This is a genomic window from Pseudomonas sp. NBRC 111143 (assembly GCF_001320965.1).
In the GTDB taxonomy this organism is placed as follows: Bacteria; Pseudomonadota; Gammaproteobacteria; order Pseudomonadales; family Pseudomonadaceae; genus Aquipseudomonas; species Aquipseudomonas machongensis.
Window position 1 is genome coordinate 1 of sequence record NZ_BCBT01000123.1, and the last position, 748, is coordinate 748.

Below are 748 nucleotides of genomic sequence, written 5' to 3' on the forward strand. Positions count from 1 at the left end.
GACGCCCATACACGCTCGTTCGGCTCCTTGGGCGGCGTGCCGCGCCGGGGCATCTACGACAACATGAAGACCGCCGTCGACAAGGTCAATAAGGGCAAAGGCCGGGCGGTGAATGCGCGCTTTGCGGTGATGTGCGCGCATTACCTGTTCGATCCGGACTTCTGCAACGTCGCCGCTGGTTGGGAAAAGGGCATCGTTGAAAAGAACGTGCAAGACAGCCGCAGGCGTATCTGGCTAGACGCCCAGGACTGCCAGTTTCACTCCTTCGAGGAACTCAATGCCTGGCTGGGCCAGCGCTGCCGCGCGCTTTGGAACGAGCTGACGCACCCTCAATACAGCGGGCTGAGTGTGGCCGAAGTGCTGGAGTTGGAGCGCGCTGAACTGATGCCTGTGCCAGCGCCATTCGACGGTTACGTCGAGCGGCCTGCGCGGGTCTCCAGCACCTGCCTGGTCAGCGTCGGGCGCAACCGCTACTCGGTGCCGTGTGAGTATGCGGGTAAGTGGGTCAGCAGCCGTTTGTATCCGACGCGAATCGAGGTGGTGGCTGACGACGCGCTGATCGCCAGCCATGTCCGCTTGCTGGATCGCGACCAGGTCAGCTATGACTGGCAGCACTACCTCCCGCTGATCGAACGCAAGCCCGGTGCGCTGCGCAACGGCGCGCCCTTTGCTGATCTGCCGGCGCCGCTGCGTCAGCTTAAGCACGGTCTGGGGCGTCATGCCGGCGGTGACCGGATCATGGCGCAAG

Annotated in this window: 1 pseudogene; it reads left to right on the forward strand. The window is 63.8% G+C overall.

The annotated features are described in order from the left end of the window. Positions 1-748, forward strand: a pseudogene (istA, locus tag APH44_RS28840) (IS21-like element ISPst3 family transposase); the annotation flags it as partial.